Origin of the sequence: Streptomyces coeruleoprunus (genome assembly GCF_039542925.1) — a bacterium.
Classification (GTDB): Bacteria; Actinomycetota; Actinomycetes; order Streptomycetales; family Streptomycetaceae; genus Streptomyces; species Streptomyces coeruleoprunus.
The window spans coordinates 805694-826217 of record NZ_BAABIT010000001.1 but is presented as its reverse complement, the minus strand read 5'-3'; the positions used below and the strand labels follow the sequence as shown (position 1 = coordinate 826217).

The 20524-nt window shown below is 73.4% G+C and carries 19 protein-coding genes and 1 pseudogene; 13 read left to right on the top strand and 7 right to left on the bottom strand.

Annotation, left to right across the window (positions count from 1 at the left end; genetic code table 11):
• Positions 1-11: 11 nt before the first annotated feature.
• The 4 genes from ABEB09_RS03895 to ABEB09_RS03880 all read right to left on the bottom strand — a co-directional run bounded on the left by ABEB09_RS03895 (position 12) and on the right by ABEB09_RS03880 (position 4534).
• Positions 12-209, bottom strand: coding sequence for a hypothetical protein (locus ABEB09_RS03895; protein WP_345687103.1), 198 nt, complete (start codon positions 207-209; stop codon positions 12-14).
• 171 nt (positions 210-380) lie between these two features.
• Entirely contained in the window at positions 381-2768 is a 2388-nt protein-coding gene (locus ABEB09_RS03890; RefSeq protein ID WP_345687101.1) for a Tex family protein, read from the bottom strand.
• An 87-nt stretch (positions 2769-2855) separates the two neighbouring features.
• Positions 2856-3722 carry an SCO6745 family protein gene (locus tag ABEB09_RS03885; RefSeq protein ID WP_345687099.1) on the bottom strand — a complete coding sequence of 289 codons (867 nt, stop codon included), beginning with the start codon at positions 3720-3722 and terminating at the stop codon, positions 2856-2858.
• 47 nt (positions 3723-3769) lie between these two features.
• Positions 3770-4534 carry an enoyl-CoA hydratase/isomerase family protein gene (locus ABEB09_RS03880; RefSeq protein WP_345687097.1) on the bottom strand — a complete coding sequence of 255 codons (765 nt, stop codon included), beginning with the start codon at positions 4532-4534 and terminating at the stop codon, positions 3770-3772.
• A gap of 75 nt (positions 4535-4609) precedes the next feature.
• Between ABEB09_RS03880 and ABEB09_RS03875 the strand changes: the two genes are divergently transcribed.
• Complete coding sequence (locus ABEB09_RS03875) at positions 4610-5269, top strand: HdeD family acid-resistance protein (protein WP_345687095.1); 660 nt, start codon at positions 4610-4612, stop codon at positions 5267-5269.
• Positions 5270-5399: 130 nt separating this feature from the next.
• Positions 5400-5843 carry an ATP-binding protein gene (locus ABEB09_RS03870; protein ID WP_345687093.1) on the top strand — a complete coding sequence of 148 codons (444 nt, stop codon included), beginning with the start codon at positions 5400-5402 and terminating at the stop codon, positions 5841-5843.
• Positions 5844-6034: 191 nt separating this feature from the next.
• Here the strand turns inward: ABEB09_RS03870 and idi are convergent, their stop codons facing one another.
• The 3 genes and pseudogenes from idi to ABEB09_RS03855 form a co-directional block, all read right to left on the bottom strand.
• Positions 6035-6640: an isopentenyl-diphosphate Delta-isomerase gene (gene idi, locus ABEB09_RS03865; RefSeq protein WP_345687091.1), complete on the bottom strand. Its 606-nt coding sequence runs from the start codon at positions 6638-6640 to the stop codon at positions 6035-6037.
• 114 nt (positions 6641-6754) lie between these two features.
• A pseudogene (locus ABEB09_RS03860) lies at positions 6755-7270 on the bottom strand (GNAT family N-acetyltransferase); the annotation flags it as partial.
• Positions 7271-7494: 224 nt separating this feature from the next.
• A complete protein-coding gene (locus tag ABEB09_RS03855) occupies positions 7495-8436 on the bottom strand; it encodes a cation diffusion facilitator family transporter (RefSeq protein WP_345687089.1) in 942 nt (313 codons plus the stop codon).
• A gap of 336 nt (positions 8437-8772) precedes the next feature.
• Between ABEB09_RS03855 and ABEB09_RS03850 the strand changes: the two genes are divergently transcribed.
• From ABEB09_RS03850 to ABEB09_RS03800, 11 genes are all read left to right on the top strand, one after another.
• Complete coding sequence (locus ABEB09_RS03850; protein ID WP_345693830.1) at positions 8773-10602, top strand: DUF5941 domain-containing protein; 1830 nt, start codon at positions 8773-8775, stop codon at positions 10600-10602.
• Positions 10599-11336 (top strand): phosphocholine cytidylyltransferase family protein, encoded by a 738-nt coding sequence (locus ABEB09_RS03845; protein ID WP_345687087.1) that lies wholly within the window; start codon positions 10599-10601, stop codon positions 11334-11336. Before ABEB09_RS03850 ends, ABEB09_RS03845 begins: the two co-directional genes overlap by 4 nt.
• Positions 11324-12385 (top strand): iron-containing alcohol dehydrogenase family protein, encoded by a 1062-nt coding sequence (locus tag ABEB09_RS03840; protein WP_345687085.1) that lies wholly within the window; start codon positions 11324-11326, stop codon positions 12383-12385. The genes ABEB09_RS03845 and ABEB09_RS03840 overlap by 13 nt, the downstream gene beginning before the upstream one ends.
• Positions 12363-13142, top strand: coding sequence for a CDP-alcohol phosphatidyltransferase family protein (locus tag ABEB09_RS03835; RefSeq protein WP_345687083.1), 780 nt, complete (start codon positions 12363-12365; stop codon positions 13140-13142). Before ABEB09_RS03840 ends, ABEB09_RS03835 begins: the two co-directional genes overlap by 23 nt.
• 5 nt (positions 13143-13147) lie before the next feature.
• Complete coding sequence (locus ABEB09_RS03830; protein WP_345687081.1) at positions 13148-14020, top strand: glycosyltransferase family 2 protein; 873 nt, start codon at positions 13148-13150, stop codon at positions 14018-14020.
• Positions 14021-14088: 68 nt separating this feature from the next.
• Positions 14089-15018 carry an ABC transporter permease gene (locus ABEB09_RS03825; RefSeq protein ID WP_345687079.1) on the top strand — a complete coding sequence of 310 codons (930 nt, stop codon included), beginning with the start codon at positions 14089-14091 and terminating at the stop codon, positions 15016-15018.
• Entirely contained in the window at positions 15011-15814 is an 804-nt protein-coding gene (locus tag ABEB09_RS03820; RefSeq protein WP_345687077.1) for an ABC transporter ATP-binding protein, read from the top strand. Before ABEB09_RS03825 ends, ABEB09_RS03820 begins: the two co-directional genes overlap by 8 nt.
• Positions 15815-16111: 297 nt before the next feature.
• Positions 16112-17023, top strand: a complete 912-nt coding sequence (gene hpnC, locus ABEB09_RS03815; RefSeq protein WP_345687075.1) for a squalene synthase HpnC — start codon at positions 16112-16114, stop codon at positions 17021-17023.
• A 26-nt stretch (positions 17024-17049) separates the two neighbouring features.
• Positions 17050-17970 (top strand): presqualene diphosphate synthase HpnD, encoded by a 921-nt coding sequence (hpnD, locus tag ABEB09_RS03810; protein WP_345693829.1) that lies wholly within the window; start codon positions 17050-17052, stop codon positions 17968-17970.
• Positions 17967-19355 carry a hydroxysqualene dehydroxylase HpnE gene (gene hpnE, locus ABEB09_RS03805; RefSeq protein WP_345687073.1) on the top strand — a complete coding sequence of 463 codons (1389 nt, stop codon included), beginning with the start codon at positions 17967-17969 and terminating at the stop codon, positions 19353-19355. Before hpnD ends, hpnE begins: the two co-directional genes overlap by 4 nt.
• Positions 19352-20452, top strand: a complete 1101-nt coding sequence (locus ABEB09_RS03800; RefSeq protein WP_345687071.1) for a polyprenyl synthetase family protein — start codon at positions 19352-19354, stop codon at positions 20450-20452. Before hpnE ends, ABEB09_RS03800 begins: the two co-directional genes overlap by 4 nt.
• The last annotated feature ends 72 nt before the right edge of the window (positions 20453-20524 follow it).

Genomic DNA, 20524 nt, shown 5'->3' with positions numbered 1-20524 from the left:
AGCCCCCGGGGTCACGGGCGGTCCTCCGGCTCCTCGTACATGTCGAAGGTGCTGTACGCCTCGTCGTCGGGCACGGCGCCCGCGGAGCGGTCCCGCTCCCGGTCCTCCGTCGCCCGGTCGGCGGGCTCGCGCTTGTCCTTGCGGGCCCGCCGCTTCTCCTCCTCGTGGTGCTTGCGGACCTCTTCGGGCTTGTCCCCGATCTGGTTCATGACCGTCTCCGTCCGTCGTCGCCGGATGGTCTGGTGACGCGGCCAGACTCACACGGCCCGCCCGGCCCCGCACCTCGGCCGGAACACGACCGGGGCGGGCGGGAAGCCCCCGCCCGCCCCGGTGGTGGTGGGGCGGGGAAGACCCGCCCGCCCCGATCCCGTCACCGCCGCTCAGCGGCGGCCCTTGCCCCCGCCGTCCAGCAGCCCCGCCTTGCGCAGGGCGTCCGCCATGGCGCTGTTCGCGGGCGGCGGCGTCTGCCGGTCGCCGCCACGGCGCTCGCCCCGGCCGCCACCGGCCCGGCCGCCCCCGCCCTGCCCGCCACCGCCCTGGCGCTGCTGCGGCGGGCGGCCGCCGCGCTCACGCCGCGGCGCGCCGCCGCCGGACGCCGCGGCCTCGTCGTCGAGGCGCAGCGTCAGCGAGATCCGCTTGCGCGGCACGTCGACGTCGAGCACCTTCACCTTCACCACGTCGCCCGGCTTCACCACGTCCCGCGGGTCCTTGACGAACGTCCGCGACATCGCCGACACGTGCACCAGACCGTCCTGGTGCACACCGACGTCCACGAACGCGCCGAACGCGGCGACGTTCGTCACGACGCCCTCCAGCACCATCCCGGACGCCAGGTCGCCGATCTTCTCGACGCCCTCCTTGAAGGTGGCCGTCCGGAACGCCGGACGGGGGTCCCGGCCCGGCTTGTCCAGCTCGCGCAGGATGTCCGTGACCGTCGGCAGGCCGAACGTCTCGTCGACGAAGTCGTCCGCCCGCAGCGACCGCAGCACGCCCGTGTTGCCGATCAGCGACGCGACCTCGCCGCCCGTCGACTTCACCATCCTGCGCACCACCGGGTACGCCTCGGGGTGCACGGCGGAGGCGTCCAGCGGGTCGTCGCCGCCGCGGATGCGCAGGAAGCCGGCGCACTGCTCGTACGCCTTGGGGCCGAGCCGCGACACGTCCTTCAGCGCCTTGCGGGAGCGGAAGGGGCCGTGGGCGTCGCGGTGGGCGACGATGTTCTCGGCGAGGCCCGCGCCGATCCCGGAGACCCGGGCCAGCAGCGGCACGGACGCGGTGTTCACGTCGACGCCGACGCCGTTCACACAGTCCTCGACGACCGCGTCGAGCGAGCGGGACAGCTTCACCTCGGACAGGTCGTGCTGGTACTGGCCGACGCCGATCGACTTGGGGTCGATCTTCACCAGCTCGGCCAGCGGGTCCTGCAGCCGCCGTGCGATCGACACGGCGCCGCGCAGCGACACGTCGAGGCCGGGCAGCTCCTGCGAGGCGAACGCGGACGCCGAGTACACCGAGGCGCCCGCCTCGGACACCATCACCTTGGTGAGCTTCAGCTCGGGGTGCCGGGCGATGAGATCGGCCGCCAGCTTGTCGGTCTCGCGCGACGCCGTGCCGTTGCCGATGGCGACCAGCTCGACCGCGTGCTCCTTCGCCAGCCGCGCCAGCTTCGCCAGCGACTCGTCCCACTTGTTCTGCGGCACGTGCGGGTAGATCGTGTCGGTCGCCACGACCTTGCCGGTCGCGTCGACGACGGCGACCTTCACGCCCGTACGGAAACCGGGGTCGAGGCCCAGCGTCGCCCGCGTCCCGGCGGGCGCCGCCAGCAGCAGGTCCCGCAGGTTCGCGGCGAACACCCGCACCGCCTCGTCCTCGGCCGCCGTGCGCAGCCGCAGCCGCAGGTCGATGCCCAGGTGCACGAGGATCCGGGTGCGCCACGCCCAGCGGACGGTGTCGCCGAGCCACTTGTCGGCGGGGCGGCCCCGGTCGGCGATCCCGAACCGCCGGGCGACCATCCCCTCGTACGTGGACGGGCCGTCGACCGGCTCCTCCGGCTCCAGGACCAGGTCGAGCACGTCCTCCTTCTCACCGCGCAGCATCGCCAGCACGCGGTGCGAGGGCAGCTCGGTGAACGGCTCCGCGAAGTCGAAGTAGTCGGCGAACTTGGCGCCCGCCTCCTCCTTGCCCTCCCGGACCTTCGCCACCAGCCGCCCGCGCGTCCACATCCGCTCGCGCAGCTCGCCGATCAGATCGGCGTCCTCCGAGAACCGCTCGGTGAGGATCGCCCGCGCGCCCTCCAGCGCGGCCGCCGGGTCCGCCACACCCTTGTCGGGGTCCACGAACGCGGCCGCGGCGGCCGGCGGCTCCACCGCCGGGTCGCCGAGCAGCCCGTCGGCCAGCGGTTCCAGACCGGCCTCGCGGGCGATCTGCGCCTTGGTGCGGCGCTTCGGCTTGAACGGCAGGTAGATGTCCTCCAGGCGGGCCTTGGTGTCGGCCTCCCGGATCTGCGCCTCCAGCGCCTCGGTGAGCTTGCCCTGCTCCCGTACGGAGTCGAGGATCGCGGCCCGCCGGTCCTCCAGCTCCCGCAGGTAGCGCAGCCGCTCCTCCAGCGTGCGCAGCTGCGCGTCGTCGAGCATCTCGGTCGCTTCCTTGCGGTAGCGCGCGATGAACGGCACGGTCGAACCGCCGTCCAGCAGCTCGACGGCCGCCTTCACCTGCCGCTCCCGTACGCCGAGCTCCTCGGCGATCCTGCCTTCGATGGACGTCGTCACGGTGTCCCGACTCGCCTTCTCGTGCCTCCAGGGTTGCCGTCGCATTCTGCCTGCTCGGCCCCCGAATCACCGCATCCCGCTCCGGGTTCACCCCCGCCCGGTCACCCGGGCGGGAAAGGCGCCCGCCTCCGCCACCGCCTTCAGGAAGCCCCGCGCCAGGAGGGTCAGCCGCTCCACCCCCTCCGCACCCAGGTGCGCGTACGGCGCCAGGTCCATCCGGTCGGTACGGTCCTCCACCTCCTCGCGCAGGGCCGCCCCGGCCTCCGTCAGCTCGCCCTGCGCGTCCAGTACGCCGCGCTCCCGCAGCCGGTCCGCCGCCGCGTCCCAGTCCGCCTGCTCCCAGCCCCGCGTGGCCAGCACCCAGCGCCGCGAGACGCCGGCGCCGCTCGCGCTGTGGCTCACCAGCGCCTCCAGCGGGTCGAGCCCGGCGTCGAGCAGCGCGGCCAGGTGCGCGTCGCCCCGGTGCTCGCGCAGCAGGGTCGCGGCGTGCCAGTAGGCGAGGTGCGGCTCCTCGGGCACCGGCAGGTCGGCGTGGGCAGCGTAGAGCGGTCGGGCGTGCCGCGTGCAGGCCTCGGTGGCACGCAGGGCCAGCCGGGCCGCCTCGGCCAGCTCGGCGGAGGCGACCACGGCGTCCCCGAGGAGCCGCCGCAGCGTGGTGTCGGCGGCCCGCAGCCGCGCGGCGAGGACGTCCGCCGGGGAGGCGATGTCCCACACGGCCGGCAGGTGCCTGGCGATGAGGGCGTGGTTGAAGTTGTAGAACGCGCCGGCGACCACACCGGGGCCGACGGCGCCCATGGCTGCGGAGCGCACGGCGAAGTACGCGGCGTGCTCGTCGTCGACGCCGAGCGCGGCCATCCCGGCCCTGAGGTCGGGGGAGAAGAAGACCGTCGAGTGGAAGAGGTTGAGCGGCTGGGCGCAGCGCCGCGCGGCGCTCGGGGCGGGAGTCGTCGTCATGCCGCCACATTACCGACTGGTCGGTACGGAGCGAAGGGCTCCGCGGGTCAGCTCACGCGGTACGTGAAACGCGGCGCCCGGCGCTCCAGGAAGGCGGCCACGCCCTCCGCGGTGTCACCGCTCCCGCGCGCCTGCTCCGCCCAGTGGCCGTCCCGGTCGGTGCGCCCGGCGGCGAACTCCTTCGCGGCCGCCTGCGTCAGCAGCGAGCGGGACACCAGGACGCGCGCGAACTCCTCGACCCGCCCGTCCAGTTCCCCGGCGGGCAGCACCTCGTCCACCAGGCCGGTGCGCAGCGCCCGCTCCGCGTCGATCAACTCGGCGGAGAACAGCAGGTACTTCGCCGCCGACGGACCCACCAGCGACACCAGCCGCCGCGTCGACGAGGCCGGGTACACGATGCCGAGCTTCGCCGGGGTCACCCCGAACCGCGCGCCCTCCTCGGCGAACCGCAGGTCGCACGCGGCGGCCAGCTGGCTGCCCCCGCCGACGCAGTAGCCGCGCACGGCGGCGAGCGTCGGCTTCGGGAACGCCGCGAGGGCCTCCTCGGCCCGTACCGCGAGCGCCTGCTGTTCGTCGCCCGGCTCGCGCAGCCCCGCGATGTCCGCCCCGGCGCAGAAGGTGGCGCCCGCGCCGGTGAGCACCAGCGCCCGCACGCCGGGGTCGGCGGCCAGGCCGTCCAGCAGCCCCGGCAGCGCCCGCCACATGGCCGCCGTCATGGCGTTGCGCTTGGTGGGGTTGCTGATGACGACGGTGGCGACACCGCCGTCGACCGTGTGCTCCAGGCGGGGGTCCCGCGGCTCCTGTGGCTCCATGCGCCGGATGCTAACCGGCGGACCCGTACGTACGATCAAGAAGGGGGTGCCACGAGACGGAAGCGAGGCGCGCTGATGGCTGGTCCCACCCCCGACGCGGTCCGTGAGGGGCGCCGGCTCCGCCGCAGCTTCGGCTGGCTGGCGCTGCTGGGCGTGATCCTGGTGGTCGGCGGCCTCGTCGGCCTGGTGTACACCGGGGTGGCCACGCTCACGTCCATGCTGCTCTTCGGGTGGCTGCTGCTCATCGGCGGCGCGGTCGGCCTGCTGCACGCCATCGAGTCGCGCGGCACGAGCTTCTTCTGGCTGGCCGCCGTGGTCGCCGCGCTGAACATCGCCGCCGGGTTCGTCGTCATCCGCCATCCGGGCGAGTCGGCCGCGGCGCTCACCATGTTCGCCGCGCTGCTCTTCCTCACCGGGGGGCTCTTCCGCCTCGTGGGCAGCGTCGTCGTGCGCGGCCCGCAGTTCGGCTGGACGCTGCTGCAGGGCGCGTTCGGCATCCTGCTGGGCCTGTTGGTGCTCTTCGACTGGCCGCGCAGCAGCCTGTACGTGCTCGGCACGTTCTTCTCGCTGGCGCTGCTGTTCGACGGGCTCGGGCTGGTCGCGATCGGGGTGGGGGGCCGCCGTATCGTCGGGATTGTCTCGGACCGGCTGACCCCCCGGGAGGACGAGGCGGACGAGGGATCCGCCCGCCTGACGAAGCCGTCAGAAGACGATCCCAACCGGCCGAATGATTGAACCTTTCGCTCATTCGCGGTCAGAAGTCGTCGAAAAGATATTGACTTCTGGTCAGTAGCCCGGCCCCGCCGCCCATGGCCCAACACTCGGTCACGTGGCGACAATCGAGCACGAGGGTGGGAGCCGGACCATGGAGAGCCGCGGAAGCGTCCCGGCCCGGCCGCCGTCGTACGAAGGGGTCTGGCGCTTCACCGCCGCCGCGGTGGACGCCTCCGTACCGCAGGCCCGGCACGCGGTGCGTGACCTGCTGCACCGCCAGGGCGTACCGGTCCGCGACGACGTCGTCCAGGGCCTGCTCCTGATCGTCTCCGAGCTGGTGACCAACGCCGTGCGGCACGCGGCGCTGCTCTCCCCCCAGGTCGCGGTCGAGGTCGCGATCGGCGCGGAGTGGATCAGGGTCGCAGTGGAGGACAACCATCCGTACCGGCCCAAGGCGCTGGAGACCGACTACGGCCAGACCGGCGGCCGCGGGCTGCTCCTCGTCCGCGAGATCACCCGTGAGGCGGGCGGCACGTGCGACGTCGAGCACACCGCGACCGGCGGCAAGATCATCTGGGCGGCACTCCCCCTCTGAGCGCCACCCGAGCGGCCTCCGCGGCCCGGCTGAACCGCGCCCCGGCTGAACCGCGCCCCGACTGCTCCGCAGCCCGACGGCGAACGCGGCTCCGACGGCGAACGCCGCTCCGACGGTGAACGCGGCCCGAGGGTGAACGCGGCCCCCGTCCCGGTCCTTCACCGGAACGGGGGCCGCCGGGGCCCGCCGGGTCACCAGCCCCCGGTCGCGCCCGTCAGTTCCTTCACGGCCGGCCGGGCCGCGTCCAGCACCGTCATGAACCACGCGGAGAAGGGCGCCGACGCATGCCGCTCGGCCAGCTCCGACGCCGTCACGAACGCCGTCTCCTCCACCTCCTGCGGATCGGGCCGCAGCGGAGCCTGCACCATCCCGACGAACAGGTGGTTGTACTCCTGCTCCACCAGACCCGACGCCGGGTCGGGGTGGTTGTAACGGACCGTGCCGGCCTCCGCCATCAGCGACGGCGACACGCCCAGCTCCTCGTACACCCGGCGGGCCGCCGCGGCGAACGGCGCCTCACCGGGGTAGGGGTGGCCGCAGCAGGTGTTCGACCACACGCCGGGGGAGTGGTACTTGCCCAGCGCCCGGCGCTGGAGCAGCAGCCGCCCCTCCTCGTCGAAGAGGAACACCGAGAAGGCCCGGTGCAGCTGTCCCGGTGCCTGATGGGCGGCCAGCTTCTCGGCTGTGCCGATGGTGTTGCCGTCCTCGTCGACCAGTTCGAGCATGATCGAAGGCTCGGTCCCCGTCGACGATCCGGTGGACGAGCTGTTCGCCGCGGTGGCAGGTGTGGTCGGCATAACCATCCTTCGCATCGGTTCTCGGCCCTGTGGGGCAATCCTCAGTCTGCCGTACAAAAGCCGCTTGTCGGCACACCACACCCCCACCCGTACGGGGCCGGACGGGCCGGACGATCACACGCCGAACGCGGGCGGGTAGGTGATCGTGCCCATGGGCAACGCGCCACAACCGTCCACCGGGAGCGCCATCATGGCCTCGTCCGGCACCTCGAAGGAGGGCCGGATCCCGTACCGCGAAGCCGGCACGAAACCGAACTTCGGGTAGTACTCCGGATGACCGAGCACCAGGACCAGCCGCTCGCCGCCGCGCCGTGCCGCGTCGAGCACGGCCCGCACGACCGCCTGCCCGGCCCCCTGCCGCTGATGGTCCGGGGACACCCCCACCGGGGCGAGCGCCGCCGCGGGGGCGTCGCCCACCCGGCAGCGGGTGATCAGGGCGTGTGCGGCGACCGTGCCGTCCGGCGCCAGGGCCACGTACGACAGGCCGGGCAGCCACGCGGTGTCGTCGGCGCGCAGCGCGTCGACCAGGTCGGCCTCGTCCGGCCGCCCGAAGGCCGCCGTGTGCAGCGCGTGCACCGCCGCCCGGTCCGCACCGGTCTCGGGACGGGTGCGCCAGCGGGCGTCGGAGGGGAAGGAGGAGGAAGCACCGGGAACGTCGGAAACGTCGGATGCGTCGAAGGACGAGTCGTCGAAGGACAACGGGAGAACCCTTTGGTGTGGGCGGGTCCCGGCGGATGCTCAGCCGGACACCCGGAAGCCGAAACGGACACTGCACCGGTCGCCGCGCGGAGCGGCGTGCACCGTGACGGTCATGCGGCCTCAGCTCCTCTCCGGCGGCCAGCCTACCCCGGCGCTCAGTGGCAGAGCCCGGCCTCGTGGGCCGCGTGCCCGGTCGGTTCCAGCTGGAACGTGCAGTGCTCGACGTCGAAGTGCCCCACCAGGCACTCCTGCAGTTCGTGGAGCATCTTCTCGTGGCCCACGGCGTCCAGCGTGCCCGGATCCACCACGACGTGCGCGGACAGCACCGGCATCCCCGAGGTGATCGTCCAGGCGTGCAGGTCGTGCACGTCCCGCACGCCGGGCAGCGCCAGCAGATGTGCCCGCACCTCCGTCATGTCCACGCCCTTGGGTGCCGCCTCCAGCAGCACGTCGAGCGTCTCGCGCAGCAGCTTCACCGTGCGCGGCACGATCATGAGGCCGATCACCAGCGAGGCGATCGGATCGGCCGCCTGCCAGCCGGTGGCCAGGATGACGCCCGCCGCGACGATCACCGTCACCGAGCCCAGCGCGTCCGCCAGCACCTCCAGATAGGCGCCCCGCACGTTGAGGCTCTCCTTCTGGCCCCGCATGAGCAGGGACAGCGACACGATGTTGGCGACCAGGCCGACCGCGGCGAACGCGATCGCGAGCCCGCCACGTGTCTCTGCCGGCGTGATGAACCGCTGCACCGCCTCGAAGAGGACGTAGCCGCCCGCGCCGAGCAGCAGCAGACAGTTCGCGAGGGCCGCCAGGATCTCGGCCCGGGCGTACCCGTACGTACGGCGCGCGGTGGCCGGCAGGTTCGCCACGTGGATGGCGAGCAGCGCCATGCCGAGCCCGACGGCGTCGGTCGCCATGTGCGTCGCGTCGGCGATCAGCGCCAGGGAGTCGGACAGGATGCCGCCCACGATCTCGACCACCATCACGGAGAGTGTGATCCCCAGTGCGATGCGCAGCCGCCAGCGGTGCGCGGCGCCCGCCGTACCCGTCGGCGGCCTGCCGCCGTGTGTGTGCCCGTGGTCGTGCCCAGCGCCCATGAAGTCGCCTCCCCGTCGTAGCGGTCCCTGCTCGCGTGCCGGTCAGTCAACTACGGGTGGGGGGTATGTGCAAGCTGATGCTGAACACCGTTGTCATATGCTCTGACCTGCGGATATACGGCCGGGCATGGTGCGGCCGCGACCGCGGTTTGTGGGCGGGGGCGCCGATCGACGATGATGATCGCGGCGCCGGACACCCCGGCCGCGGGCGGGAAACCTCGGTGAACTGCCGCTTCCGTTCATCCGATAGCCTCTGCCGACGTGCCGCCGCCCGCGCTCGCGCCCGGGCCGAGCGGGCCCGAGCCCAGCCCTGTCAGCTCCAAGGAGTGAGTTCGTCTGTCGACCGCCATCCTCACCGGTCCTCCGGTACCCGGATCGCCGCTCGAGGGCGATCTGCGGTCGCTGGGCTTCGACGTCCGTACCGCCGAGGACGTGCCGGCGGCCGCCGCGCTGCTCGACGCCGCCCCGGCCGCCGAGCGGGTCGCGCTCGTCGACCCGCGCTTCGTCGGCCACCTCCACGCCCTGCGCCTGGCGCTGACCGACCCGCGCTTCCCGGCCGCGGCCGCCCCCGGCACGCTCACCGTCCAGCGGGAGGCCCGCCCGGCCCTCGCCCGCGCCCTCGCGGCCGTCCCCGTCGGCGCCGGCACGACCGCCGCCCCGGCCGCCGTGACGGACGCCACGCCGCTGCCCGACACCCTGGCCGCCGCGCTCGACGCCGACGGCACCGCCGTGCACCGCCCCGACCTCGGCTCCCTCGTCGCCGCCGTGCCGGGCGACCCGCAGACCCGCAAGGAGACCCGCGACGCCGTCGCGGCCGTCGACGACGAGGCCGTACGCCTCCGCTCCGCCGTGAAGTCCCGCGACGGGTTCTTCACCACCTTCTGCATCAGCCCGTACTCCCGCTACCTCGCGCGCTGGTGCGCCCGCCGGGGCCTCACCCCCAACCAGGTCACCACCGCCTCCCTCCTCACGGCGCTGATCGCGGCCGGCTGCGCCGCCACCGGCACCCGCGGCGGTTTCGTCGCGGCGGGCCTGCTCCTCCTCTTCTCCTTCGTCCTGGACTGCACCGACGGGCAGCTCGCCCGCTACTCCCTGCAGTACTCGACGCTCGGCGCGTGGCTCGACGCCACCTTCGACCGGGTCAAGGAGTACGCCTACTACGCGGGCCTCGCCCTCGGCGCCGCCCGCGGCGGCGACGACGTCTGGGCCCTGGCCCTCGGCGCGATGGTCCTCCAGACCTGCCGGCACGTCGTGGACTTCTCCTTCAACGAGGCCAACCACGACGCCACCGCCAACACCAGTCCCACGGCCGCACTCTCCGACAAGCTCGACAGCGTCGGCTGGACCGTCTGGGTCCGCCGCATGATCGTGCTGCCCATCGGCGAGCGCTGGGCGATGATCGCGGTCCTCACCGCGCTCACCACCCCCCGTACCGTCTTCTACGCGCTGCTCATCGGCTGTGCCTTCGCCGCCTGCTACACCACCGCCGGCCGCGTCCTGCGCTCCCTGACCCGCAAGGCGCGCCGCACCGACCGGGCCGCGCGCGCCCTGGCGGACCTCGCCGACTCCGGCGCGCTCGCCGACCTCACGGCCAAGGGCCTGGGCGACCGCAGGCCGTACCCGCCCTTCGCGCCCCGCTCGCTGGTCGCCCTCGCCGGCGCCGCCTGGCTCGTCGCCGTCGCCTGGGCGGCGCCCATCGGCGCGGCCCTCCCGGTCGCCGCGGTGTTCTACGTGCTGACCTCGGGCGCCGCCGTCGCGCTGCCCCTCAAGGGCGCGCTCGACTGGCTCGTCCCGCCCGTCCTGCGCGCCGCCGAGTACGGCACGGTGCTGATCCTGGCCGCCCGCTCGGACGCGCCCGGGGCGCTCCCCGCGGCGTTCGGGCTGGTCGCGGCCGTCGCCTACCATCACTACGACACGGTGTACCGCATCCGCGGCGGCACCGGCGCGCCGCCCGCCTGGCTCGTACGGACGCTCGGCGGCCACGAGGGACGCACGCTGCTGGTGGCGGTGCTCGCCACCCTCTTCGCGACGGGCGGCGGAAACGGCTTCACCCTCGCACTCACCGCTCTCGCCGGCGCCGTGGCGCTGGTGGGGCTCGCGGAGTCCATCCGCTTCTGGGTGTCCTCCGGAGCACCCGCCGTACACGACGAAGGAGAACCCGCATGATCGGCCTCGTACTGGCAGCCGGTGCCGGACGGCGTCTGCGCCCCTACACCGACACGCTTCCGAAGGCCCTCGTGCCCGTGGACGGGGACACCACCGTCCTGGACCTCACCCTCGGCAACTTCGCCGAGGTCGGCCTCACCGAGGCCGCCGTCGTCGTCGGCTACCGCAAGGAGGCCGTGTACGAGCGCAAGGCCGCCCTGGAGGCGAAGTACGGGCTGAAGCTCACCCTCATCGACAACGACAAGGCCGAGGAGTGGAACAACGCCTACTCCCTGTGGTGCGCGCGCGACGTGCTCCGGGAAGGCGTCATCCTCGCCAACGGCGACACCGTCCACCCCGTCTCCGTCGAGCGGACGCTGCTCGCCGCACGCGGCGGCGACCGGCGGATCATCCTCGCCCTCGACACGGTGAAGTCCCTCGCCGACGAGGAGATGAAGGTCATCACCGAGGACGGCCTCGGCGTGCGCCGCATCACCAAGCTCATGGACCCGGCCACCGCCACCGGCGAGTACATCGGTGTCACCCTCATCGAGCCGTCGGCCGCCGCCGACCTCGCCGACGCGCTGAAGGCCACCTTCGAGCGCGACCCCGACCTCTACTACGAGGACGGCTACCAGGAGCTGGTCGACCGCGGCTTCCGGATCGACGTGGCACCCATCGGCGACGTCCGCTGGGTGGAGATCGACAACCACGACGACCTCGCGAAGGGCCGTGAGATCGCGTGCCTGTACTGACCCGGCTCATCCCCTCGCCGGTCGTCGTCGACATCAGCAACGGCGCCACGGACAAACTGGCCGGCCTCCTGGCCGACCAGCGGATCTCGGCCTCCGGCAAGCTCGCCATGGCCATCAGCAACGGCTCCGGCCTCGCCCTGCGGGACAAGCTGGCGCCGCTGCTGCCGGACGCCCACTGGTACACGGTCGACGACGGCACGATCGACTCCGCCGTACGCCTCGCCGACGCCATCCGCGGCAAGCGCTACGACGCCGTGGTCGGCCTCGGCGGCGGCAAGATCATCGACGTGACGAAGTACGCCGCGGCGCGGGTCGGCCTGCCCATGGTCGCCGTCGCGACGAACCTCTCGCACGACGGCATCTGCTCCCCGGTCTCCACGCTCGACAACGACAACGGCCGCGGCTCCTACGGCGTCCCCTCGCCGATCGCCATGGTCATCGACCTCGACGTGATCCGCGACGCCCCCCAGCGGTTCGTCCGCTCCGGCATCGGCGAGGCCGTCTCCAACCTGTCGGCGATCGCCGACTGGGAGCTGTCCCACCGCGTCAACGGCGAGCCCGTCGACGGCCTGGCCGCCGCGATGGCCCGCACCGCGGGCGAGTCCGTGCTGCGCCACCCCGGCGCCGTGGGCGACGACGAGTTCCTCATCGTGCTCGCGGAGGCCCTGGTCCTGGGCGGCATCGCCATGTCGATCAGCGGCGACACCCGCCCCTCGTCGGGCGCCTGCCACGAGATCAGCCACGCCTTCGACCTGCTGTACCCCCGGCGCGCCGCGCTCCACGGCGAGCAGGTGGGGCTCGGCGCCGTCTTCGCGATGCACCTGCGCGGCGCCCGTGACCAGGCGCGGCTCTTCGCCGAGGTCCTGCGCCGGCACGGCCTGCCCGTGCTGCCCGAGGACATCGGCTTCACCGTCGACGAGTTCGTCGCGGCGGTGGAGTACGCGCCGCAGACCCGCCCCGGGCGCTTCACGATCCTGGAGCACCTCGACCTGTCCACCGACCAGATCAGGGACGCGTACGCCGACTATGCCAAGACCATCCATCGCTGAACTCCGCCCCGTCGTCCACCCGGCGGGTGTGAAGGACCGGCGCAGTGGCGAGCACTGGGGCGGCCGCCTCTACATGCGCGAGATCTCGCTGCGCGTGACCAGGCTCCTGGTCGGCACCCGGGTCACCCCGAACCAGCTCACCTACGTGATGACGCTCGCCGGTGTCCTCGCCGCCCCGGCCCTGCTGATCCCGGGCATCCCCGGGGCGCTGCTCGGCGTGCTCATGGTGCAGCTGTACCTGCTGCTCGACTGCGTCGACGGCGAGGTCGCGCGCTGGAAGAAGCAGTTCTCGCTGGGCGGCGTGTACCTGGACCGCGTCGGCGCCTACCTGTGCGACGCGGCGGTGCTCGTCGGCTTCGGCCTGCGCGCCGCCGACCTGTGGGGCGGCGGCCGCATCGACTGGCTGTGGGCCTTCCTGGGCACCCTCGCCGCGCTCGGCGCCATCCTGATCAAGGCCGAGACGGACCTCGTGGGCGTCGCCCGCCACCAGGGCGGCCTGCCGCCGGTCAAGGAGGCGGCGTCCGAGCCGCGCTCGTCCGGCCTGGCGCTGGCCCGCAAGGCGGCCGCGGCCCTCAAGTTCCACCGCCTCGTCCTCGGCATCGAGGCCTCGCTGCTCATCCTGCTCCTGGCGGTCCTGGACACGGTCCGCGGCGACCTCTACTTCTCCCGCCTGGGCGTCGCCGTCCTCGCCGGCATCGCCCTCCTGCAGACGGTGCTGCACCTGGTGTCGATCCTCGCGTCCAGCAGGCTGAGGTGAACAGCATGAAGCTCGGTGCCGTCATCATCACCATGGGCAACCGCCCCGACGACCTGAACGCCCTCATCGAGTCCGTCGCCCGCCAGGACGGCGAACCCGTCGAGGTCGTCGTCGTCGGCAACGGAGCCCCCGTCCGCGGCGTCCCCGGCTGGGTGCGCTCCGTCGACCTGCCCGAGAACCTGGGCATCCCCGGCGGGCGCAACGCCGGCATCGAGGCGTTCGGGCCCAACGGCTCCGACGTGGACGCCCTGCTGTTCCTCGACGACGACGGCCTGCTCCCCAACAAGGACACCGCCGAACTCGTCCGCAAGGCGTTCGCCGAGGACCCGGAGCTGGGCATCATCAGCTTCCGCATCGCCGACCCGGACACCGGCGTCACCCAGCGCCGGCACGTCCCGCGGCTGCGCGCGTCCGACCCGATGCGCTCCTCGCGCGTGACGACCTTCCTCGGCGGCGCCAACGCCGTGCGGACGAAGGTCTTCGCCGAGGCCGGGCAGCTGCCCGGCGAGTTCTTCTACGCGCACGAGGAGACCGACCTCGCGTGGCGGGCGCTCGACGCCGGCTGGATGATCGACTACCGGTCCGACATGGTGCTCCACCACCCGACGACCCCGCCCTCCCGGCACGCCGTCTACCACCGCATGATCGCCCGCAACCGGGTCTGGCTCGCGCGCCGCAACCTGCCCGCGCCCCTCGTCCCGGCCTACCTGGGGGTGTGGCTGCTGCTCACCCTCCTGCGGCGCCCGTCGGCGGACGGCCTCAAGGCGTGGTTCGGGGGCTTCAAGGAGGGCTGGACCACCCCGTGCGGCCCCCGGCGCCCGATGAAGTGGCGTACCGTGTGGCGCCTCACGAAACTGGGCCGCCCTCCCGTCATCTGACAACCTCGGATCTGGCAGCATGGCCCCGCCCCCACCGCCCCCACACCGTGCACAGGAAAGTTTCGACTGTGAGTGAGACAACCCACGACCGAGTGGTCGCCGTGAGTGTCCCGCCCTCCCCGGACGACGGACTGACCCCGGCCGAGCTGGCCGCCAAGTACGGTCTGTCGGTGAGCGGCGCCCGGCCGGGGCTGGCGGAGTACGTCCGGCAGCTGTGGGGGCGGCGCCACTTCATCCTGACGTTCTCGCGGGCGAAGCTCACGGCCCAGTACAGCCAGGCCAGGCTCGGCCAGCTGTGGCAGGTGGCGACCCCGCTGCTGAACGCCGCCGTCTACTTCCTGATCTTCGGCCTGATCCTCAACGCGGGCCGCGGCATGGACAAGACGGTCTACATCCCGTTCCTCGTCACGGGCGTGTTCGTGTTCACGTTCACGCAGACGTCCGTGATGTCGGGCGTGCGGTCCATCTCCGGGAACCTGGGGCTCGTGCGGGCGCTGCACTTCCCGCGCGCCTCGCTGCCCATCTCCCTGGCGCTGCAGCAGCTCCAGCAGCTGCTGTACTCGATGATCGTCCTGTTCGTCATCGTGGCGGCGTTCGGCAGCTACCCGTCGCCGGCGTGGCTGCTCATCCTGCCGGCGCTGACGCTGCAGTTCGTGTTCAACACGGGCCTCGCGCTGATGATGGCCCGGCTCGGCAGCAAGACGCCCGACCTGGCCCAGCTGATGCCGTTCATCATGCGGACCTGGATGTACGCCTCGGGCGTGATGTTCTCCATCCCGGTGATGCTGAAGGACAAGCCGGCCTGGATCGCCGACATCCTGATGTACAACCCGGCGGCGATCTACATGGACCTCATCCGCTTCGCCCTGATCGACGGCTACGACTCCGCGAACCTCCCGGACCACGTGTGGCTCGCCGGCCTGCTGTGGGCGGTCGTCATCGGCGTCAGCGGGTTCGTGTTCTTCTGGAAGGCTGAGGAGCGGTACGGCCGTGGCTGACGACATCAACGACACGCGCCCCGACGGCCCGCGGGTGCCCACCGTCATCGCCGACGACGTGCACATCGTGTACCGCGTCAACGGCGGCGGCTCGGCCGGCAAGGGCAGCGCCACCGCGGCGCTCAGCCGGATCGTCCGCCGCGAGAAGGGCGAGAGCCGCGGCGTCCGCAAGGTCCACGCCGTGCGCGGCGTCTCCTTCACCGCGTACCGCGGCGAGGCCATCGGCCTCATCGGCACCAACGGCTCCGGCAAGTCGACCCTGCTGCGGGCCATCGCCGGACTGCTGCCCACCGAGAAGGGCCGCGTCTACACCGACGGCCAGCCCTCCCTCCTCGGCGTCAACGCCGCCCTGATGGGCGACCTGACCGGCGAGCGCAACGTCATCCTCGGCGGCCTCGCCATGGGCATGTCCCGCGAGGAGATCAAGGAGCGCTACCAGGACATCGTCGACTTCTCGGGCATCAACGAGAAGGGCGACTTCATCACCCTGCCCATGCGGACCTACTCCTCCGGCATGGGCGCGCGCCTCCGGTTCGCCATCGCCGCCGCCAAGAACCACGACGTCCTGATGATCGACGAGGCGCTGGCCACCGGCGACCGCAAGTTCCAGATCCGCTCCGAGCAGCGCATCCGCGAACTGCGCAAGGAGGCCGGCACGGTCTTCCTCGTCAGCCACAGCAACAAGTCGATCCGCGACACCTGCGACCGTGTCCTGTGGCTGGAGAAGGGCGAGCTGCTCATGGACGGCCCGACCGACGAGGTGCTCCGGCAGTACGAGAGGGAGACCGGCAGGTAGCCGGCCGCACGCCGCCGCGAGGCGGCCCGAGCACCGCAGCGGGGCCCGCCGGACCACGGCAGGGCCCCGCCCCCGTGCGGCGCGGCGCGGAGCACCCGGCGGGGAGCCGTGCCGTTGTAGAACGTAAGCTGGACCGGTTCTGATTCGCGGCATGTGCGGCGATAGCTCCGGAGGACCGGCGGCGTGTCCGAAATAGGATGTATTCGGTCGGCAGTGTAGAACGGGAGACGTGACGGCCATGACGGAAGATCTCCAGCTACCCGAGCGTCCCGCCGTCCCGGCGCCGGGCAGTCCGCAGTGACGGCTGTCCGGCAGGTGCGCCCCGACGCCTCCACGCGCACCACGCTCGGCAAGGCCGCGGACGAGAACTTCCCCGTGGCCCCCTTCTTCCTGCCCGGCGCCTGGCGCGACGACCTCATGGCGGTGTACGGCTACGCCCGTCTCGTCGACGACATCGGCGACGGCGACCTCGCGCCCGGCGGCGCCGACGCCCGCCACCTCGGGGCCGACGGCGAGACCGACCCGATGGCCCTGCTCGACGCCTTCGAGGCCGATCTGCGCCTCGTCTTCGACCGCACGGCCACCCCCTCCCACCCGCTGCTGCGCGCCCTGCTGCCCACCGTGCGCCGCCACGCGCTCACGCCGGAGCCGTTCCTCGGCCTCATCGAGGCCAACCGCCAGGACCAGCGCGTCCGGCGGTACGAGACGTACGACGACCTCGTCGCGTACTGCGAGCTGTCCGCCAACCCCGTCGGCCGGCTCGTCCTCGCGATCACCGGCACCGAGAGCCCGGAGCGGATCCTCCGGTCCGACGCGATCTGCACCGCCCTCCAGATCGTCGAGCACCTCCAGGACGTCGCCGAGGACCTGGGCCGCGACCGGATCTACCTGCCCGCCGAGGACCTGCGCCGCTTCCACGTCACCGAGGACGACCTCGCCCGCCCCACCGCGGGCGCGCCGGTCCGCGCGCTCATCGCCCACGAGGTGCGCCGCGCCCGCCTGCTGCTGGACGAGGGCACCCCGCTGGTGGGGAGCGTGCGCGGCAGGCTCCGGCTGCTCCTCGCCGGGTTCGTGGCCGGGGGGCACGCCGCCCTCGACGCGATCGCGGCCGCCGGGCACGACGTACTCCCCGGACCGCCCAGGCCGACGAAGCCCCGGCTGGTGCGCCGGGCGGCGGCGGTGTGGCGAACAGCGCGTAGAGAGGGGTGAGCGGAGCCGTGCAGACGACGACGGAGATGCCCGCCCAGGTCCAGGCCGCCTACAGCTACTGCGAGGCGGTCACCGTGACGCAGGCGCGGAACTTCGCCTACGGGATCCGGCTGCTGCCCGCCGAGAAGCGGCAGGCCATGTCGGCGCTGTACGCGTTCTCGCGGCGCGTCGACGACATCGGCGACGGCGGCCTCGGCCCCGACGAGAAGCAGCGCCGCCTGCGGACCACCCGCGACGTCCTCGACCGGATCCGCAGCGGCACTGTCGCCGACGACGACACCGACCCCGTGGCCGTCGCGCTCTCCGACGCGGCCCGCCGCTTCCCGCTGCCTCTCGAAGGGTTCGACGAACTCATCGACGGCGTCCTGATGGACGTGCGCGGCGAGACGTACGAGACGTGGGACGACCTCCGCGTCTACTGCCGGTGCGTCGCCGGCGCCATCGGCCGGCTCTCGCTCGGCGTGTTCGGTACGACGCCCGGCGCGCCCGACGCCGCACGCGCCCCCGAGTACGCGGACACGCTCGGCCTCGCCCTCCAGCTCACCAACATCCTCAGGGACCTTCGCGAGGACGCCGTCAACGGCCGCAGCTACCTGCCCGCCGAGGACCTCGCCAAGTTCGGCTGCTCCGCGGGCTTCGCCACCGCCACCCCGCCCGCCGACGCCGACTTCACCGGCCTCGTCCACCACGAAGTACGCCGCGCCCGCGCCCTGTTCGCCGACGGCTACCGGCTGCTGCCCCTGCTCGACCGGCGCAGCGGCGCCTGTGTCGCCGCCATGGCCGGCATCTACCGGCGCCTCCTCGACCGCATCGAGCGCGACCCCGAGGCCGTCCTGCGCGGCCGGGTCTCCCTCCCCGGCCGGGAGAAGGCGTACGTCGCCGTGCGCGGCCTGTCCGGCCTCGACGCCCGCACCATCTCCCGCCACACCGCCAGGAGGCGCCCGTGACCGCCCGCCACGCGTCCCCGGGCCACGACGCCGTCGTCGTCGGTGGCGGCCTCGCCGGCATCACCGCCGCACTGCGGCTCGCCGACGCCGGAGTGCGGGTCACGCTGCTGGAAGGCCGCCCCCGCCTCGGCGGCCTGGCGTTCTCCTTCCGCCGCGGCGACCTCACCGTCGACAACGGCCAGCACGTCTACCTGCGCTGCTGCACCGCCTACCGCTGGTTCCTCGACCGGATCGGCGGCGCCCGCCTCGCGCCCCTCCAGGACCGCCTCGACGTGCCCGTCCTGGACGTCGCCCACCCGCGCGGCCCCCGCCTCGGCCGGCTGCGCCGCTCGAACCTGCCCGTGCCCCTGCACCTCGCGGCGAGCCTCGCCACGTACCCGCACCTGTCGCCCGCCGAGCGGCTGGGCGTCGGCCGGGCCGCCCTCGCCCTCAAGGGCCTCGACCCCGCCGACCCCGCACTGGACGGCATCGACTTCGCCACCTGGCTCGCCCGCCACGGCCAGTCGCCCCGCGCCGTCGAGGCCCTGTGGGACCTGGTCGGCGTCGCCACGCTCAACGCCACCGCGCCGCACGCCTCCCTCGGCCTCGCCGCGATGGTCTTCAAGACCGGCCTGCTGTCCGACCCGGGCGCCGCCGACATCGGCTGGGCCCACGTCCCCCTCGGCCACCTGCACGACACCTTGGCCCGCAAGGCCCTCGACGCCCGCGGCGTCCGCGTCGCGCTGCGCACCAAGGCCGGGGCCCTGACCCCCACCGGGACCGGACGCTGGCTCGTCGACGTACCGGGCGAGACGCTGGAGACGGACACCGTCGTCCTCGCCGTACCCCAGCGCGAGACCCACGACCTGCTGCCGCCCGGCGCGCTCGACGACCCCGGCGGCCTCCTGAGGATCGGCACCGCGCCGATCCTCAACATCCACGTCCTGTACGACCGACGGGTGCTGCGCCGGCCCTTCTTCACCGCGCTCGGCTCCCCGGTCCAGTGGGTCTTCGACCGCACGGACGCGTCCGGCTACCAGGACGGCCAGTACCTGGCGCTGTCCCAGTCGGCCGCCCAGGACGAGATCGACGCACCCGTCGCCGCACTGCGCGAGCGGTACCTGCCGGAGCTGGAGCGGCTCCTGCCGGCCGCGCGCGGCGCCCGCGTACGGGACTTCTTCGTGACCCGGGAGCGGACAGCGACGTTCGCCCCCACGCCCGGTGTCGGACGGCTGCGCCCCGGCGCCCGCACCCACGCCCCCGGCCTGTACCTGGCCGGCGCGTGGACCGCCACCGGCTGGCCCGCGACCATGGAGGGCGCGGTGCGCAGCGGATCCACCGCCGCCTCCGCCGCTCTGTCGGCCCTCGGCCGCCCCCACGTACATCCGCTCGAGGAGGCGGCATGAGTGCGAACACTGGAACAAGAGGAGAGACCGTGCCGACTGTGCCCCCGGCGAATCCGGCCGTCGACACCGCGGACGTCGCCGCGCTGCTGGAGCGTGGGCGGACCCTGTCCACCCCGGTCCTGCGCGCGGCGGTGGACCGGCTCGCGCAGCCCATGGACACCGTCGCCGCCTACCACTTCGGCTGGATCGACGCCCACGGGCGGCCCGCCGACGGGGACGGCGGAAAGGCCGTACGCCCCGCCCTCGCCCTGCTGTCGGCCGAGGCCGCCGGCGCGCCGCCCGAGACGGGCGTGCCCGGCGCGGTCGCCGTGGAGCTGGTGCACAACTTCTCGCTGCTGCACGACGACCTGATGGACGGCGACGAGCAGCGCCGCCACCGCGACACGGTGTGGAAGGTGCACGGCCCCGCCCAGGCCATCCTCGTCGGCGACGCGCTCTTCGCCCTCGCCAACGAGCTGCTGCTGGAACTCGGCACCGTCGAGGCCGGCCGCGCCACCCGCCGCCTGACCACCGCGACCCGCAAGCTGATCGACGGCCAGGCCCAGGACATCTCCTACGAGCACCGCGAGCGGGTCACCGTCGAGGAGTGCCTGGAGATGGAGGGCAACAAGACCGGCGCCCTGCTGGCCTGCGCCGCCTCCATCGGCGCCGTCCTCGGCGGCGCCGACGACCGCACGGCCGACGCGCTGGAGGCGTACGGCTACCACCTCGGCCTCGCGTTCCAGGCCGTCGACGACCTCCTCGGCATCTGGGGCGACCCCGTGGCCACCGGCAAGCAGACCTGGAGCGACCTGCGCCAGCGCAAGAAGTCCCTCCCGGTCGTCGCCGCGCTCGCCGCCGGCGGCCCGGCCTCCGAGCGGCTGGGCGAGCTGCTCGCCGCCGACGCCAAGAGCCCGGACCTGGACGGGTTCTCGGAGGAGGAGTTCGCGACCCGCGCCGCCCTCATCGAGGAGGCCGGCGGCCGCGAGTGGACCTCCCGGGAGGCCCGCCGCCAGCACGCCATCGCCGTCGAGGCCCTCGACCGGGTCGACATGCCCGCCCGCGTGCGGGCGCAGCTCGCCGCGCTCGCCGACTTCGTCGTCGTACGGAAGAGATGATCACTATCAGGTTCGCCACCGCCCGCATATGACTTCGCAGTCGCCGGCCGGTGCCCTCCCAGGCACCGGCCG